Source organism: Xylophilus rhododendri (genome assembly GCF_009906855.1).
In the GTDB taxonomy this organism is placed as follows: Bacteria; Pseudomonadota; Gammaproteobacteria; order Burkholderiales; family Burkholderiaceae_C; genus Xylophilus; species Xylophilus rhododendri.
The window spans coordinates 467,464-482,294 of the sequence record NZ_CP047650.1; the positions used below are offsets into that span (position 1 = coordinate 467,464).

The window sequence follows — 14,831 nt, forward strand, 5'->3', positions numbered from 1 at the left end:
GGATCGTGGGGCCTGGCTCAGCGGCCGGGCGTGTAGAGCTTGTCGAACTGGCCGCCGTCGTTGAAGTGCACCTTCTGCGCCTCGCCCAGGCTGCCGAAGAGTTCCTGCACCGTGAACAGCGGGATCGGCTTGAAGACGTCCGCATGCTTCTTCAGGATGGCCGGGTTGCGCGGACGCAGGGCGTGCTTGACGGCGATCTCCTGGCCTTCGTCGGAGTACAGCCACTGCAGATAGGCCTTGGCCAGCTCGGCCGTGCCCTTCTTGGCGACGGTGCGCTCGACCACCGCCACCGGGTTCTCGGCCACGATGCTGATCGAGGGATAGACCGCATCGACCTTGCCCTCGCCGAACTCGCGGTTGATGGAGACGACTTCCGATTCGAAGGTGATCAGCACGTCGCCGATATTGCGTTGCAGGAAGGTGGTGGTGGCGTCGCGGCCGCCCTTGCCCAACACCGGCACGTTCTTGTAGAGCTTGCCGACGAACTCCGCGGCCTGGGCATCGCTGCCGCCCTTCTTCTTGATGTAGCCCCAGGCGGCCAGGTAGGCGTAGCGGCCGTTGCCGCCGGTCTTGGGGTTGACCACCACCACCTGCACGCCGGGCTTGATCAGGTCGTCCCAGTCCTTGATGCCCTTGGGATTGCCATTGCGGGTCAGGAACAGCATGGTGGAGGTGGTGGGCGAGGCGTTGTCCGGGAAACGCTTGTTCCAGTCCTTGGCGACCACGCCGCGCTCGGCGAGGAAGTCGACGTCGGTGGTGGTGTTCATGGTGACCACGTCGGCATCGAGGCCGTCGGCCACGGAGCGCGCCTGGGCGCTGGAGCCGCCGTGGGACTGGTCGATCTTCACGTCCTTGCCGGTGGTCTTCTTGTAGTTGGCGATGAAGGCCGTGTTGTAGTCCTTGTAGAACTCGCGGGCCACGTCGTAGGAGGCATTGAGCAGGGTCTGCGCCGAGACGGCGGCGGAGGCCAGGAATGCGGCGGCGGCGAGGGCGGCCTTCAGGCGGGAGTTCATGGCGGTCTTTTTCTCAGGAAATGCGGTGCGTGAAAACGAGGCCGGCACGTGCCCTGGTGGCAGCGTGCCGACGGGTGGCAGACCGGCGCCGGGCCGGCCCTTTCAGCGGTTGGGCTGCGGGGTGATGCGCAGGTAGGGGCGCACCGGGTTGAAGCCCTTGGGGAAACGCTCGGCCAGTTCCTTGGGGTCCTGGATGCTGGGCACGATCACCACGTCGTCGCCGTCCTTCCAGTTGGCGGGCGTGGCGACCTTGTGGCTGTCGGTGAGCTGCAGCGAATCGATCACCCGCAGGATCTCGTCGAAGTTGCGGCCAGTGCTAGCCGGGTAGGTGAAGGTGGTGCGCAGCACATGCTTGGGATCGATGATGAACACGCTGCGGACGGTGGCGTTGGCCAGCGCGTTCGGGTGGATCATGTTGTAGAGGGTCGATACTTTGCGGTCGGCGTCGGCCAGGATGGGGAAGTTGACCTGGGTGTTCTGCGTCTCGTTGATGTCCGGAATCCACTTGCCGTGCGATTCGACGGTGTCCACGCTCACCGCGATCGGCTTGACGCCGCGCTTGGCGAATTCGCCCGACAGCGCCGCCGTCTTGCCGAGTTCGGTGGTGCAGACGGGCGTGAAGTCGGCCGGATGCGAGAAGAGCACGACCCAGGAATCGCCGGCCCATTGGTAGAAGTCGATGGGGCCGACCGAAGAGTCCTGCTTGAAATCCGGAACGGTGTCGCCGAGTCTGAGAGTAGCCATGAGAGTCCTCCTAACTTCCTTTGGGGACCGTCATTCTCGGCGCTGAGCCCTAATTCGGGAAAGAATGGATTTCTTTATCTTTATTGCGTAAAACGCATATAAGCATGAAAAAAGACGCCCGCAGGCGTCTTTGTTTTGGAGCGCAGGAAGCGCTTCAGCCGTTGTTGGGCTTGGCCGCCATCATGGCCGCTGCGGCTGAGGAGGACTCGACCCAGCGGCGCACCCGCTCGGCATCGGCCACGCGGCTCAGGCGCCCTGCGGAATCCAGGAACACCATGATCAGCTTGCGGCCGGCGATCTTGGCCTGCATCACCAGGCACTGGCCGGCTTCGTTGATGAAGCCGGTCTTCTGCACGCCGATATCCCAGGCGGGATTGCTCACCAGGCGGTTGGTGTTGTTGTACTGCAGGGTGCGGCGGCCGATGTCCACCGTGTAGTTGGGCGAGGTGGTCAGTTCGCGCAGCAGCGGATCCTGGTAAGCCGAGCCGACCAGGGTGGCCAGGTCGCGGGCGCTGGACTGGTTGCGGCTCGACAGGCCGGTGGGCTCCACGTAGTGGGTGTCGTTCATGCCCAGCTGGCGCGCCTTGGCGTTCATCAGCGTGACGAAGGTCGCCAGGCCGCCGGGATAGGTGCGGCCCAGGGCGTGCGCGGCGCGGTTCTCGCTGGACATCAGGGCCAGGTGCAGCATCTCGCCGCGCGACAGCGTGGCGCCGACGACCAGGCGCGAGCTGCTGCCCTTCTCGGTATCCACATCGTCCTGGGTGATGGTGATCATCTCGTCCATCGGCAGCTTGGCTTCGCTGATCAGCGTGCCGGTCATCAGCTTGGTGATGGAGGCGATGGGCAGCACGGCGCTGTCGTTCTTGCTGAGCAGGACCTCGTTGGTGTCCTGGTCGATCACGTAGGCGACGCTGGACTTGAGCGAGAGCGGATCGAAGGCCTCGTGCAGCCCGGCGATCTGGCCGTAGGACTGGCGCGCCGGCACATAGGCGATGCGGGCTGGAGCGCTGGTGCGGCCGGCGACGAAGCTGCGCGACACGCGGGCCGCGGCCACGGGCTTATGGGCGACCGCCCGGCTGGAAGCGGTTTTGCGCGGAGCGGCGGCCGCGCTGGCGGCCTGTTTCTTGGCTGCGGGCGCCTTGTGGCGTTCGGCCGCGCTGGCGCTGGAAAGGCTGGCCGTCATGAGACATGCGGCTGCACCCAGAACGCATGCAAATCGGCCGGCTTGCGCCGCCATGAAACGGTAACGAATAGACATTAAAAATTCTCCGGGAAGCGGGGCCAGGGCCTAGCGGGAATGAAAATCCTCGTAAAGCCGGGCGATATCAAGCACTTAGGTCGGCTTTATCATGGAGTGCCGAAATTATAAGCAGTTGTTTCACTTCGGCGGGCCTGAAAGAGGACTTTAGTTTGTAAATCACGCCGCCGGTCGGCATGCAAAAAGGGGGCCTAGCCCCCTTTTCCCCTTTTCGCGGTGTCAACCGCCTGTTTCAGGCGGCGGCGGTCTCGGCCGAGACCGGCGCGCGGTGGCCGCGGCCCCGGCTCACGCCCGAAAGAATCGCCTTGAGCGAGGCCGAGACGATGTTGGCATCGATGCCGGCGCCGAAGACACCCTTGCCGCCGTCGACCTGCACTTCCACATAGGCCACCGAGCGGGCATCCGCGCCGGCGCCGATGGCGTGCTGGTGGTAGTCGATCACCCGGATGCTGCTGCCGGTGATGGCCTGCAGGCCGGCGACGAAGGCGTCGATCGGGCCGCTGCCCTGTCCGGCCAGCTGGCGGCTCTGGCCTTCCCAGTCGATGGTGGCATCGAGCTGCACCGTGCTGCCCTTGGCGCCGGTGTCCTCGACCACGCGGTGGATGGGCGCCTGCACTTCGTCGACGCGGTATTCGCGCTCGAACAGCTCGTAGATGTCCTTGGCCGAGAACTCCTTGCCGGTGGCGTCCATGTGCTGCTGCACCACCTGGCTGAACTCGATCTGCAGGCGGCGCGGCAGTTCGAGGCCGTATTCGCTCTCCAGCAAGTAGGAGATGCCGCCCTTGCCCGACTGGCTGTTGACGCGGATCACCGCCTCGTAGCTGCGGCCGAGGTCCTTGGGGTCGATCGGCAGGTAGGGCATGTCCCAGATATCGTCCTCGCGGCGCGCGGCGAAGGCCTTCTTGATCGCGTCCTGGTGCGAGCCCGAGAACGAGGTGTAGACCAGTTCGCCCACATAGGGATGGCGCGGATGCACCGGCAGCTGGTTGCAGTGCTCGACCGTGCGGCGGATCTCGTCGATCTGCGAGAAGTCCAGGCCCGGAGAGACGCCTTGCGTGTAGAGGTTGAGCGCGACGTTGACGAGGTCGAGGTTGCCGGTGCGCTCGCCGTTGCCGAACAGGCAGCCTTCGAGGCGGTCGGCGCCGGCCATCAGCGAGAGTTCGGCGGTGGCGGTGCCGGTGCCGCGGTCGTTGTGCGGATGGACCGAGATGACGATGGAATCACGCCGCTCGACGTGGCGGATGGTCCACTCGACCATGTCCGCGAAGATGTTGGGCGTGGAGCACTCCACGGTGGTGGGCAGGTTGATGATGCACTTGCGCTCGGGCGTGGGCTGCCAGACGGCGGTGACCGCATCGATCACGCGCTTGGAGAAGTCCAGCTCGGTGTTCGAGTACATCTCGGGCGAGTACTGGAAGGTCCACTGCGTGGCCGGCTGCTCGGCGGCGAGGTCCTTGAACATGCGGGCGTTGGTTTCGGCCAGGGCGACGATCTGGTCCTCGTCCATGCCCAGCACCACACGGCGCATGACCGGGGCGGTGGCGTTGTAGAGGTGGACGATGGCGCGCGGCACGCCCTGCAGGGCCTCGAAGGTGCGGCGGATCAGGGGCTCGCGCGCCTGGGTCAGCACCTGGATGGTGACGTCGTCGGGGATGCGGTTCTCCTCGATCAGCATGCGCAGGAAGTCGAACTCGATCTGCGACGCGGAGGGGAAACCGACCTCGATCTCCTTGAAGCCGATCGCCACCAGCGTCTCGAACATCTTCATCTTGCGCGCCACGTCCATCGGCTCGATCAGCGCCTGGTTGCCGTCACGCAGGTCGACGCTGCACCACACGGGAGGCTTGGAGACGACCTGGTCGGGCCAGGTGCGGTCCTTCAGGCCGACGGGAGGGAAGGAGCGGTATTTGGAAGCGGGCTGCTGCAACATGGCGATCTCTTTTCGATGAATGAAGAACCAGCAACTCCCAAAACAAAACGGCCCGTTGCTGGAGCAAACGGGCCGATGAGTGGGGGTAAAAGCGTGCGCGCGTTACCGTCTCTGCCCGTGAGGCAGAGCTAGTAGGGTCAGCGCGGTGGCGTTCATGAGCGGCGACTGTAGCACGTGGCGGCGAGGCGGTGCAATCCGTCGACTTTTAGCGATGCCAGCCGCGTTCGTCGGGCTCGTCGGTGGAGGTGCTGATCACGCTGACCTGCTGGCCGCGAAAACGCCGCAGGCCATAGATGACGTAGCCGCTCAGGCCGTAGAGCACGAAGATCGAGAACAGCACCGTCGGCGGATGGATGTTGATGACGGCGATGGCCAGCACCACCAGCACCACGGCGGCGAAGGGCACGCTGCGCTTCATGCGCAGGTCCTTGAAGCTGTAGAAAGGCACGTTGGTCACCATGGTGAGGCCCGCGTACAGCGTGAAGGCGAAGGTGGCCCAGATGACGGCCTGCCAGCTCACGTATTCGCTGCCCACGCCGCGGATGCCGGTCTCGTTAACCAGCCAGATGAAGCCGGTCACCAGCGCGGCGGCGGCCGGCGAAGGCAGGCCCTGGAAATAACGCTTGTCCACCACCGCGGTGTTGACGTTGAAGCGCGCCAGCCGCAGCGCCGCGCAGGCGCAGTAGACGAAGGCGGCGATCCAGCCCCAGCGGCCAATGCCGCGCAGCGCCCATTCGTAGGCGATCAGCGCCGGCGCGGCGCCGAAGGACACCATGTCGGAGAGCGAATCCATCTGCTCGCCGAAGGCGCTCTGCGTGTTGGTCATGCGGGCGACGCGGCCGTCGAGGCTGTCGAGCACCATGGCGATGAACACGCCCGCGGCAGCCAGGTCGAAGCGGCCGTCCATGGCCATCACGATCGAATAGAAGCCGCCGAACAGCGCCGCCAGCGTGAACAGGTTGGGCAGGATGTAGATGCCCTTGCGGCGCTTGCGCACCACCACGCCCTCGGGGGTGGTCTGCGGGCCTTGCGGTACTTGTGCCATTTGATTTCCTCCGGCTGCGCGCAAGGCGGCAGGCCTGTTGATCTTGTAAACCGGCAGTGTAGCCAGCGCCCACCCGGGTCACATAAAAAAACAGGGGCCATCGCCTGCGCGATAGCCCCTGCCGGCAGGATGGACGCTGCTTAGTTGCGGGTCTGGTCGACCAGCTTGTTCTTGGCGATCCAGGGCATCATGGCGCGCAGCTTGGCGCCGACCTGCTCGATCTGGTGCTCGGCGCCCAGGCGGCGGCGGCTGATCAGCGTGGGCTGGCCGGCAGCGGCTTCGAGCACGAAGCTCTTGGCGTATTCACCGGTCTGGATGTCCTTCAGGCACTGCTTCATGGCCTTCTTGGTCTCTTCGGTCACGATGCGCGGGCCGGTGACGTATTCGCCGTATTCCGCGTTGTTCGAGATCGAGTAGTTCATGTTGGCGATGCCGCCTTCATAGATCAGGTCGACAATGAGCTTCAACTCGTGCAGGCATTCGAAGTACGCCATTTCGGGGGCGTAGCCGGCTTCCACCAGGGTCTCGAAACCGGCCTTGATCAGCTCGACGGTACCGCCGCACAGCACGGCCTGTTCGCCGAACAGGTCGGTCTCGGTTTCTTCGCGGAAGTTGGTCTCGATGATGCCGGCCTTGCCGCCGCCGTTGGCCGAGGCATAGGACAGGGCCAGCTCACGCGCCTTGCCCGACTTGTCCTGGTGCACCGCGACCAGGTGGGGCACGCCGCCGCCCTGGGCGTAGGTGCCGCGCACGGTGTGGCCGGGGCCTTGGGGGCGACCATCCACACATCCAGGTCGGCGCGCGGCTTGACGAAGCCGTAGTGCACGTTGAAGCCGTGGGCGAACACCAGCGAGGCGCCCTGCTTGATGTGGGGCTCGACGTCGTTCTTGTAGACGGCGGCGATCTGCTCGTCCGGCAGCAGGATCATGACCACGTCGGCCGACTTCACGGCCTCGGCCACTTCGGCGACCTGCAGGCCGGCCTTGCCGACCTTGTCCCACGACGCGCCGCCCTTGCGCAGGCCGACCACGACCTTCACGCCGCTGTCGTTCAGGTTCTGGGCGTGTGCATGGCCTTGCGAGCCGTAGCCGATGATGGCGACGGTCTTGCCCTTGATCAGGCTGAGGTCGGCGTCTTTGTCGTAGAAAACTTTCATGGGAGTGCTCCGGTGTTGTGGCTTTTGGGTTTGGGTTGGTAAGGAAAAACGGCTAGACGCGCAGGATGCGTTCGCCGCGGCCGATGCCGCTGGCGCCGGTGCGCACCGTCTCGAGGATGGCGCTGCGTTCGATGGCGTGCAGGAAGGCGTCGTTCTTGGACTGGTCGCCGGTGAGCTCGATGGTGTAGCTCTTGTCGGTCACGTCGATGATGCTGCCGCGGAAGATGTCGGCCATGCGCTTCATCTCCTCGCGCTCCTTGCCGACGGCACGCACCTTCACCAGCATCAGCTCGCGTTCGGTATAGGCGCCTTCGGTCAGGTCGACCACCTTGACCACCTCGATCAGGCGGTTGAGGTGCTTGGTGATCTGCTCGATCACGTCCTCGGAGCCGGCGGTCTGGATGGTCATGCGCGAGAGGCTCGGGTCCTCGGTCGGCGCCACGGTCAGCGACTCGATGTTGTAGCCGCGGGCCGAGAACAGCCCGACCACGCGGGAGAGTGCGCCGGGCTCGTTTTCGAGCAGCACGGCAATGATGTGCTTCATGTGCGATTCCTCTTTTCGCCGCCCTCCCCCGCGCACGGTAATGCGCGGGCTCGGCGGGCAATAGATTCTTCAGGTGGGAGAAAAAAGGCGTCGGCCGGCCGGCCGCGCGCCTTACAGGTCTTCGCTGCCCAGCAGCATCTCGGTGATGCCCTTGCCGGCCTGCACCATCGGGAACACGTTCTCGGTGGGGTCGGTGCGGAAGTCCATGAACACCGTGCGGTCCTTCAGGCGGCGTGCTTCGCGCAGCGCCGGCTCGACGTCGCGCGGATGTTCGATCAGCAGGCCCACGTGGCCGTAGGCCTCGGCCAGCTTGACGAAGTCGGGCAGCGCGTCCATGTAGCTGTGGCTGTAGCGGCTGGAGTACTCGATCTGCTGCCACTGGCGCACCATGCCCAGGTAGCGGTTGTTCAGTGCGCAGATCTTGATCGGCGTGTTGTACTGGAAGCAGGTGGAGAGTTCCTGAATGCACATCTGCACCGAACCCTCGCCGGTGATGCAGAAGACTTCCGCATCGGGCCTGGCCATCTTCACGCCCATGGCGTAGGGAATGCCGACGCCCATGGTGCCCAGGCCGCCGGAGTTGATCCAGCGGCGCGGCTCGTCGAAGCGGTAGTACTGGGCGGCCCACATCTGGTGCTGGCCGACGTCGGACGTGATGTAGGTATCGGCGTCCTTGGTCATGTTCCACAGCGTCTCGACCACGTACTGCGGCTTGATGACGCTGCCGTCGCCCAGGCTGTAGGCCATGGACTTGCGGCCGCGCCATTCGGCGATGGTCTTCCACCAGGCCTCCAGCGCGCCGCCGTCGGGCTTGGTGGACGACTCCTTGATCATGGTGATCAGCTCGGTCAGCACGTCCTTGACGTCGCCGACGATGGGCACGTCTACCTTCACCCGCTTGGAGATCGACGAGGGGTCGATGTCGATGTGGATGATCTTGCGTTCGTTCTGCGCGAAGTGTTTGACGTTGCCGATCACCCGGTCGTCGAAACGCGCGCCCACGGCGAGCAGCACGTCGCAGTGCTGCATGGCGTTGTTGGCCTCCCAGGTGCCGTGCATGCCGAGCATGCCGAGGAACTTGGGGTCCGAAGCCGGATAGGCGCCCAGGCCCATCAAGGTGTTGGTGACCGGGTAGCCGAGCAGGTCGACCAGGGTGCGCAGCTCCTGCGAGGCATTGCTCAGCAGCACGCCGCCGCCGGTGTAGATGTAGGGCCGCTTGGCGTTGAGCAGTAGCTGCAGCGCCTTGCGGATCTGGCCGCCGTGGCCCTTCTTCACCGGGTTGTAGGAGCGCATCTCCACCGTCTGCGGATAGCCGGCGTAGAGCGTCTTCTTGAAGGACACGTCCTTGGGGATGTCCACCACCACCGGGCCGGGACGGCCGGTGCGGGCGATGTGGAAGGCCTTCTTCATCGTCATGGCGATGTCGCGGGCATCCTTGACCAGGAAGTTATGCTTGACGATGGGCCGGGTGATGCCGACCGTGTCGCATTCCTGGAAGGCATCCTGGCCGATGGCGGCAGTCGGCACCTGGCCGCTGATGATCACCATCGGGATCGAATCCATATAGGCCGTGGCGATGCCGGTGACCGCATTGGTCAGGCCAGGGCCGGAGGTGACCAGGGCCACGCCGACGTTGCCGGTGGCCCGGGCATAGCCGTCGGCTGCGTGCACCGCCGCCTGTTCGTGGCGCACCAGCACGTGCTGGATGGAGTCTTGCTTGTAGAGCGCGTCGTAGATATACAACACGGCGCCGCCCGGATAGCCCCAGACGAATTCGGTGCCTTCGGCCTGCAGGGCCTTCATCAGGACCTCGGAACCCATGAGTTCGACGGGCTCGGCGGAAGACGGCGTGGGATGGGCAGCTTGGCCTTGCGCGTTGGCAGCGGCCGCCGAAGTGATTTCGGCCTTGGAAATTTCCATGATCAACCTTTGAGATTTTCTCTAACGAAAAACCTTGGGTGCTCCTTCGCTGGAATCCTTGTGGGATTGCGTCGGAACTTTGGGCTAGCAGCCATGGGCGCGATGTAACGTGCCGGACCGAAACCCGTTTGCTCTTTGAGGTGCAACTGGCATTATTGCATTTCCGTCACCGGACTGGCACCGGTGCCAGCAAATATTTGCCCGATGGAATACGCTTGTTGCGCCGGGTTCCCGTCCTCTTCCGCTGCAAACACGCTACCCCTTGGCTTCAGACAAAGAACTTTCCGACTTCTTGCAGAGCGTGGAAACACGTGCCTTCAAGCGATCGGTCTACCACGTACGCGATGAAGAAGCCGCCCTGGACATCGTCCAGGACAGCATGATGCGCCTGGCCGAACACTACGGCGACCGGCCCGCGGACGAGTGGCCCATGCTCTTCCAGCGCATCCTGTCGAACTGCACGCTCGACTGGTTCCGCCGCCAGAAGACCCGCAAGGCCCTGTTCACCAACATGAGCGACTTCGAGCCGGCCGGCGACGACGGCGATTTCGACCTGCTCGAAGCCCTGGCCGTGGACGACGACAGCCACCGCACCGAGAGCGCCGAAGCCACCACCAGCCGCGGCGAGATCCTGCGCGAGATCGAAGCCGAGATACAGGAACTGCCGCTGCGTCAACGCGAAGCTTTCCTGATGCGTTACTGGGAGGAAATGGATGTTGCAGAAACAGCTGCCGCCATGGGCTGCTCCGAAGGCAGCGTGAAAACGCATTGTTCCCGCGCAGTGCGGGCGCTCGCCACAGCGCTGAAAGCCAAGGGAATAAAACTATGAACCGATCGACCACCATCACCCAGGCCCATCTGCAGGACGAGTTCGGCGAACGGGTCGCGGCGCGGCTGGAGCAAGGCGCGCGCGGCCTGCCGCAGGACATCGGCGCACGGCTGAAGGCCATGCGCCTGCATGCCGTGAGCCGCCGCAAGGTGGCCAACGTGCGCGCTCGCACTGCTTCCGCGGTCTTCGGCAACGGCGGCGGCACTGCGACGCTGAGCATGGGCGGCAGCGGCCCCGGCTTCTGGGGCCGGCTGGCATCGGCGCTGCCGCTGCTGGCACTGGTGGGCGGGCTGGTGGCCATCCATGTGTTCCAGACCGAAGACCGGCTGCGCGAACTCGCCGAGGTCGACAGCGACCTGCTCACCGACGACCTGCCGCCATCGGCCTATACCGACCCCGGCTTCATCGAATTCCTCAAGCACGGGCTGCAGAAGACCGAGCGCTGACTCCCCCATGCGGCCCAGCAAAATGCCCAGCCTTGTCCGGAACTCCTCGGCCGCGCGCCGCGCGACCCTGCGCCGCGTGGCGGCGGCCGTGATGCTGGCGTCCGCCGCGGGCGCATGGGCGCAGGCCCATGTCGCGCCCAAAAGCCCCTCCCCGGCCGGCACCCTGCCCGGCTCGAATCCCGCCACGACGCGCCCGACCTGGGCCGAATTGACGCCCGGCCAACGCGAAGCCCTGGCACCACTGGCGCAACACTGGTCTTCGCTGACCGAGAACCACCGCCGCAAGTGGATCGCCATCTCCCGCAATTTCGACAAGTGGGACCCGGCCGAACAATCCCGCATGCACGGCCGCATGAGCGCCTGGGCCGGCCTGAGCACCATCGAGCGCGACCAGGCCCGCCTCAACTTCGCCGAAGCCCGCAAGCTCGACCGCGATGAAAAGAAGGCGCGCTGGGAGGAATACCAGGCCCTCAGCGAAGAACAGCGCGACAAGCTCGCCGCCACCACCCAGCCCAAGCGGCCCGGCGCGGCGGTCGCGCCACGGCCGAGCAAAGGCCCCGCCCTGGTCAAGCTGGTGCCCTCGGGCGGCGATCCGGCCAAGCTGCCACGCGTGGGTGTTCCCGCCTCCGAGGTGGATCACAATACGCTTCTCCCGCAGCACCTCCTGGTTCCCTGATCCGCCATCGGAACCGGACGCTGCTGCCGTCCAGCCGCGTTCGAATCCCCCGTCCGATGCCACTTCCCCTTCCGTCCGTTGGCGCTACTCCGTCCGGCACATCGGACCTGATGGCGCCGCCCCTGCCGCGGCGCCTGGCCTGCTGCCTCTACGAGGGCGTGTTGCTGTTCGGCGTGGTCTTCATCGCCGGTTATCTCTTCGGCACCATGAGCCAGACGCGCAATGCGCTCGACAACCGGCACGCGCTGATGGCCTATCTCTTCGTCGTACTGGCGATCTACTTCGTGTGGTTCTGGAGCCGGGGACAAACGCTGGCGATGAAGACCTGGCACATCCGCCTGGTCGATCGGCAGGGCCGGCGGGTCACACAGCTGCGTGCCTTCTGGCGTTACCTGCTGAGCTGGCTCTGGTTCCTGCCGCCGCTGGCCGCCAGCCTGGCCATAGGCGCCTCGGCCACCGGGACCTTGCTGGTCTTTGCTGCATGGACACTCGCCTGGGCGCTGGCGAGCCGGCTGCATCCCGAACACCAGTTGCCGCAGGACATCCTCGCCGGCACACGCCTGGTGACCTTCCGCCCCGCCACCACCAAGCCGCGCTGATCCGCATCCATGTTGAATAGCCCCAACCATCCCTCCACCGCTGAAGCCGAGCGCGAAGCGCCCACAGCCCAGAAATCCCGCAAGGGACTGGAGCGCCTGCGGCACGCGCTGCGTTATTCGCTGGCCGGCCTGCAGGCGGGCTGGCTGCAGGCCGCCTTCCGCAGCGAGAGCGTGCTGGCCGTCGTCATGGTGCCGGCCGCCTTCTGGCTGGGCAAGACCTGGGTGGAAGTCGGCATGCTGGCCGGCGCCGTCGTGCTGGTGCTGATCGTCGAGCTGCTCAACACCGGCATCGAGACCGCCATCGACCGCATCGGCCCGGAATGGCACCTGCTGTCCAAGCAGGCCAAGGACATGGGCAGTGCCGCCGTGCTGCTGTCGCTGCTGCTGTGCGGCGGACTGTGGGCGGCGGCTTTGTACAACCGCTTCGTTTGACCTCACCAAACCGATGAGTGCTCCCGCCTTCTCCCTTTGTGTCTACTGCGGATCGCGCGAAGGCGCCGATCCGCGTTTTGCCGATGCGGCCCGCGCGGTCGGGCAATGGATCGGCCAGTCCGGCGGCCAGCTCGTCTACGGCGGCGGACGCGCCGGGCTGATGGGCATGGTGTCCGATGCCACCCAGGCCGCGGGCGGCCGTGTCATCGGCGTGATTCCCCAGACCCTGGTGGACCGCGAGGCCGCCAACCAGCGCTGCGACGAACTGCATGTGGTCTCGACCATGCACGAGCGCAAGGCCATGCTCGCCGAGCGCTCCGACGCCTTCCTGGCCCTGCCCGGCGGCATCGGCACCTTCGAGGAACTGTTCGAGGCCTGGACCTGGCGCCATCTCGGCTACCACGACAAGCCCATGGGCCTGCTCAACATCGCCGGCTATTACGACGACCTGCTGTCCTTCCTGGGCAAGACGGTCGAGGCCGGCTTCATGACCGATGGCACGGCCCGGCTGCTGCAGGTCGATACCCGGCCGGAGCCGCTGCTGGCCCGCCTGATCGAGGGCCTGCGCCACAGCGCAGGGGACAACTTCCCGCCGCGCAGCGTGATCTGAGCGCCCTGGCTTCAGACGGCGGAGTCGTCCTCTTCGCCGGTGCGGATGCGCACCGCCTTCTCCACCTCGGTGACGAAGATCTTGCCGTCGCCGATCTTGCCGGTACGCGCGGCATTGACGATGGCCTCGACGCAGCGCGCGCTGTCGGCATCGCCCACCACCGCTTCGATCTTCATCTTGGGCAGGAAGTCGACCTCGTATTCCGCGCCCCTGTACAGCTCGGTATGACCCTTCTGGCGCCCGAATCCCTTGACCTCGGTTACGGTCATGCCACTGACGCCACACGCGGCCAGCGCTTCGCGCACTTCCTCGAGCTTGAACGGCTTGATGACGGCGGTGATGAGTTTCATGGTCAGCTCCTGTGTGGTTCGTCTTGTCGACGTCGATTCTGACCCCGAGGGTAACGCAGCGTGAAGCAAAACCGAGAAGATCTCGTCATCCGGGTTCACACCGATCCATCGTCCATCACCGCCGAACAGTGGGACGAACTGCATGCGTTGCAGCCGCACGGCAGCCCCTTCATGCGCCACGCTTACCTGCTGGCCATGCACCGCAGCGGCAGCGCCAACCAGCGCACCGGCTGGGCGCCGGCCTTCATCACCCTATGGCGCGGCGAGGCGCTGCAGGCGGCCTGCGCGCTCTATCTGAAATCGCACTCCTACGGCGAATACGTGTTCGACTGGGCCTGGGCCAATGCCTATGCCGAGCACGGCCTGGAGTACTACCCCAAGGCCCTGGTCGCCGCGCCCTTCACCCCCGTGCCCGGGGCGCGGCTGCTGGCGCGAGACAGCCAGTCCCGTGCCGATCTGGTCCGAGCGCTGGTGGCCTGGTGCGAGGCGCAGGCGCTGTCGTCGCTGCACCTGCTGTTCGCCGCCGAGGAAGACATCGACGCCTGCCGCGAGGCCGGCCTGATGCTGCGCCACACGGTGCAATTCCACTGGCACAACAGCACGCCGCAGCCGTATGCCGACTTCGACGCCTTCCTGCAGAGCCTCGCGCAGGAGAAACGCAAGAAGATCCGCCAGGAGCGCCGCAAGGTGGCCGATGCCGGCGTGGTCTTCCGCTGGGCCGAGGGCGCGGACATCTCCGCCGCCGACTGGGATTTCTTCTACCGCTGCTACGAACGCACCTATCTCGAACACGGCAACGCGCCCTATCTCACGCGCGACTTCTTCCAGCGCATGCAGTCGGACATGCCGGAGAACTGGCTGCTCTTCATCGCCGAACGCGATGGCGTGCCGATCGCCAGCAGCCTGATCGCACTGCACCGCCAGGCCGATGGCGAGCGTGTGGCCTACGGACGCTATTGGGGCGCGCTGGAGCGGGTGGACTGCCTGCATTTCGAGGCCTGCTACTACCAGCCGCTGGCCTGGTGCATCGCGCACGGCGTGGCCCGCTTCGAGGGCGGCGCGCAGGGCGAGCACAAGATGGCGCGCGCCCTGATGCCGGTATCCACCACCAGCGCCCACTGGCTGGCCCGGGCCGATTTCTCGGAGGCGGTCGAGCGTTTCCTGGAGCGCGAAGGCGCGGGCATCGCCAACTACATGGAGCATCTCGAAGCCCGCTCGCCCTTCCGCCATGGCGAGCCGCCGCCCGAAGAAGAGGCCGGGCAAAAAAAAGGAGCCTGAC

15 protein-coding genes and 1 pseudogene are annotated in these 14,831 nt (G+C 65.6%); 7 read left to right on the forward strand and 9 right to left on the reverse strand.

Translation table 11 applies throughout. The features are described from left to right. Positions 1 to 17: 17 nt before the first annotated feature. The 8 genes and pseudogenes from GT347_RS02165 to GT347_RS02200 all read right to left on the reverse strand — a co-directional run bounded on the left by GT347_RS02165 (position 18) and on the right by GT347_RS02200 (position 9,610). Complete coding sequence (locus tag GT347_RS02165; protein ID WP_160550415.1) at positions 18 to 1,013, reverse strand: sulfate ABC transporter substrate-binding protein; 996 nt, start codon at positions 1,011 to 1,013, stop codon at positions 18 to 20. A 102-nt stretch (positions 1,014 to 1,115) separates the two neighbouring features. Beyond that, positions 1,116 to 1,757: a peroxiredoxin gene (locus GT347_RS02170; protein WP_160550416.1), complete on the reverse strand. Its 642-nt coding sequence runs from the start codon at positions 1,755 to 1,757 to the stop codon at positions 1,116 to 1,118. 154 nt (positions 1,758 to 1,911) lie between these two features. After that, positions 1,912 to 2,940, reverse strand: coding sequence for a D-alanyl-D-alanine endopeptidase (gene pbpG, locus GT347_RS02175; RefSeq protein WP_229722625.1), 1,029 nt, complete (start codon positions 2,938 to 2,940; stop codon positions 1,912 to 1,914). Positions 2,941 to 3,247: 307 nt separating this feature from the next. Beyond that, positions 3,248 to 4,945 carry a 2-isopropylmalate synthase gene (gene leuA / locus GT347_RS02180; RefSeq protein ID WP_160550417.1) on the reverse strand — a complete coding sequence of 566 codons (1,698 nt, stop codon included), beginning with the start codon at positions 4,943 to 4,945 and terminating at the stop codon, positions 3,248 to 3,250. A 205-nt stretch (positions 4,946 to 5,150) separates the two neighbouring features. Further along, positions 5,151 to 5,990: a CDP-diacylglycerol--serine O-phosphatidyltransferase gene (pssA, locus tag GT347_RS02185; RefSeq protein ID WP_160550418.1), complete on the reverse strand. Its 840-nt coding sequence runs from the start codon at positions 5,988 to 5,990 to the stop codon at positions 5,151 to 5,153. A gap of 140 nt (positions 5,991 to 6,130) precedes the next feature. Next, positions 6,131 to 7,146 (reverse strand): annotated as a pseudogene (gene ilvC, locus GT347_RS02190) (ketol-acid reductoisomerase). 52 nt (positions 7,147 to 7,198) lie between these two features. Further along, complete coding sequence (gene ilvN / locus GT347_RS02195; protein ID WP_160550419.1) at positions 7,199 to 7,690, reverse strand: acetolactate synthase small subunit; 492 nt, start codon at positions 7,688 to 7,690, stop codon at positions 7,199 to 7,201. Positions 7,691 to 7,801: 111 nt separating this feature from the next. After that, positions 7,802 to 9,610 (reverse strand): acetolactate synthase 3 catalytic subunit, encoded by a 1,809-nt coding sequence (locus GT347_RS02200; protein WP_160550420.1) that lies wholly within the window; start codon positions 9,608 to 9,610, stop codon positions 7,802 to 7,804. Positions 9,611 to 9,872: 262 nt separating this feature from the next. On the opposite strand from GT347_RS02200, the gene GT347_RS02205 reads away from it, so the two are divergent. The 6 genes from GT347_RS02205 (at position 9,873) to GT347_RS02230 (ending at position 13,202) form a co-directional block, all read left to right on the forward strand. Then, positions 9,873 to 10,439: an RNA polymerase sigma factor gene (locus GT347_RS02205; protein WP_160550421.1), complete on the forward strand. Its 567-nt coding sequence runs from the start codon at positions 9,873 to 9,875 to the stop codon at positions 10,437 to 10,439. Then, positions 10,436 to 10,885: a DUF3619 family protein gene (locus tag GT347_RS02210; protein WP_160550422.1), complete on the forward strand. Its 450-nt coding sequence runs from the start codon at positions 10,436 to 10,438 to the stop codon at positions 10,883 to 10,885. Before GT347_RS02205 ends, GT347_RS02210 begins: the two co-directional genes overlap by 4 nt. Before the next feature lie 22 nt (positions 10,886 to 10,907). After that, positions 10,908 to 11,561 (forward strand): DUF3106 domain-containing protein, encoded by a 654-nt coding sequence (locus GT347_RS02215; RefSeq protein WP_160550423.1) that lies wholly within the window; start codon positions 10,908 to 10,910, stop codon positions 11,559 to 11,561. Between the two features lie 110 nt (positions 11,562 to 11,671). Next, positions 11,672 to 12,160 carry an RDD family protein gene (locus tag GT347_RS02220; protein WP_229722627.1) on the forward strand — a complete coding sequence of 163 codons (489 nt, stop codon included), beginning with the start codon at positions 11,672 to 11,674 and terminating at the stop codon, positions 12,158 to 12,160. A gap of 9 nt (positions 12,161 to 12,169) precedes the next feature. Further along, positions 12,170 to 12,592 (forward strand): diacylglycerol kinase, encoded by a 423-nt coding sequence (locus tag GT347_RS02225; RefSeq protein ID WP_160550425.1) that lies wholly within the window; start codon positions 12,170 to 12,172, stop codon positions 12,590 to 12,592. A 13-nt stretch (positions 12,593 to 12,605) separates the two neighbouring features. Continuing rightward, complete coding sequence (locus tag GT347_RS02230; RefSeq protein WP_160550426.1) at positions 12,606 to 13,202, forward strand: LOG family protein; 597 nt, start codon at positions 12,606 to 12,608, stop codon at positions 13,200 to 13,202. Positions 13,203 to 13,213: 11 nt separating this feature from the next. Here GT347_RS02230 and GT347_RS02235 read toward each other — a convergent pair whose 3' ends face one another. Continuing rightward, the gene (locus GT347_RS02235) at positions 13,214 to 13,552 is read right to left on the reverse strand and encodes a P-II family nitrogen regulator (RefSeq protein ID WP_160550427.1); all 339 of its coding nucleotides are present in this window, start codon (positions 13,550 to 13,552) and stop codon (positions 13,214 to 13,216) included. A gap of 60 nt (positions 13,553 to 13,612) precedes the next feature. Between GT347_RS02235 and GT347_RS02240 the strand changes: the two genes are divergently transcribed. Beyond that, complete coding sequence (locus GT347_RS02240; RefSeq protein WP_195812391.1) at positions 13,613 to 14,830, forward strand: GNAT family N-acetyltransferase; 1,218 nt, start codon at positions 13,613 to 13,615, stop codon at positions 14,828 to 14,830. The last annotated feature ends 1 nt before the right edge of the window (position 14,831 follow it).